We start from the raw sequence: 1,200 nt of genomic DNA on the forward strand, positions 1-1,200 counted from the left end.
AATGATGTCACGCTGAAAATGCCGGCCTTTGAATGGGTTCATGTGCAGCTCCATCAGCAAAAGGGGATGATAAGTTTATCACCACCGACTATTTGCAACAGTGCCGGATAAAGTTGCTGTCATCCTTAACATCACTCCACCCGAAGCGGAAAAATAGGTGTTTGGCTTTAAAGTAAGCGATCTGATGAATGCAATAAATCTGGGCAGGAAGCCCCTGACGACTACAGGCCAGAGCCAGTTCGGATTCATCCAGCGCCAGAAACTCCAGCCGCTGTGTATCATCGAAATCAGGAAGACTATACAGCGCTTCCTGCTCAGCACTGTTTAAAACCGCCAGTCGTTCACTTTTGCCTGTAGCTTGATCACGAGTTGTCATCCTGACCTCGATTAATCGTGTCCGTAAGAGGATCGTTCAACGGACAGTTAAATAAATTTTCGCATCTGCCATAAATCGCTGCTGAAGTTGTCTCATATAACTGGTACGGTATCAATCTCTTTCATGGCCCCTTAAACGTACACATTTATGACTGAAATACGGATCGGCTATGCTCGGTGCTCCACTGATAAGCAGGATTTGACCGCACAGCAGGAAGCGCTGGTGAAACTCGGTGTTTCACCGGACAGGATTTACCTCGACAAAGGGCTGACCGGTTCAAACCGGCAGAGACCGGGTCTGGACCAAGCACTGGCCGCTGTTCGCAGTGGTGACACACTGGTCGTGCCAAAACTTGACCGTCTGGCCCGTTCGGTACCGGATGCGCGTCAAATTGCCGATGCCCTGCAGGCCAGAGGCGTAAAACTGGCACTGGGAACCAGCATCTATGATCCGGTAGACCCGATGGGGAAAATGTTCTTCAACGTACTGGCCACTTTCGCCGAGTTTGAAGGTGATCTGATAAGGCTGCGCACCCGGGAAGGAATGGCCATTGCGCGTGCGAAGGGAAAGTTACGAGGAAAACAGCCAAAATTATCTGATAAACAACAAAAAGAATTGTGCCGGATGCATGAAACCGGGCAGTACTCGATCAGCGATCTGGCTGAATTATTTTCTGTTTCGCGGCCAACTGTTTATCGAACGCTTGCTCGTAAGGTAGTTGGGTAGGTGTGATTTAATGTAATTTCAGACTTAACAATAAAATTAACTACATTATTTTAGAGGTAAAAATGGATTCGCTCTTAGCGATTTTAGGTGGGGTTGGT

The 1,200-nt window shown here is 48.1% G+C and carries 1 protein-coding gene and 1 pseudogene; one reads left to right on the forward strand and one right to left on the reverse strand.

The window, feature by feature from the left end:
- Window positions 1-106: 106 nt before the first annotated feature.
- Window positions 107-376: pseudogene (locus BV390_RS30310) on the reverse strand (DUF4158 domain-containing protein); the annotation flags it as partial.
- 147 nt (window positions 377-523) lie between these two features.
- On the opposite strand from BV390_RS30310, the gene BV390_RS30315 reads away from it, so the two are divergent.
- Window positions 524-1,102 carry a recombinase family protein gene (locus BV390_RS30315; RefSeq protein WP_023332878.1) on the forward strand — a complete coding sequence of 193 codons (579 nt, stop codon included), beginning with the start codon at window positions 524-526 and terminating at the stop codon, window positions 1,100-1,102.
- Window positions 1,103-1,200 lie beyond the last annotated feature (98 nt).

This window comes from Klebsiella sp. YJ (assembly GCF_002108615.1).
Classification (GTDB): Bacteria; Pseudomonadota; Gammaproteobacteria; order Enterobacterales; family Enterobacteriaceae; genus Klebsiella; species Klebsiella planticola.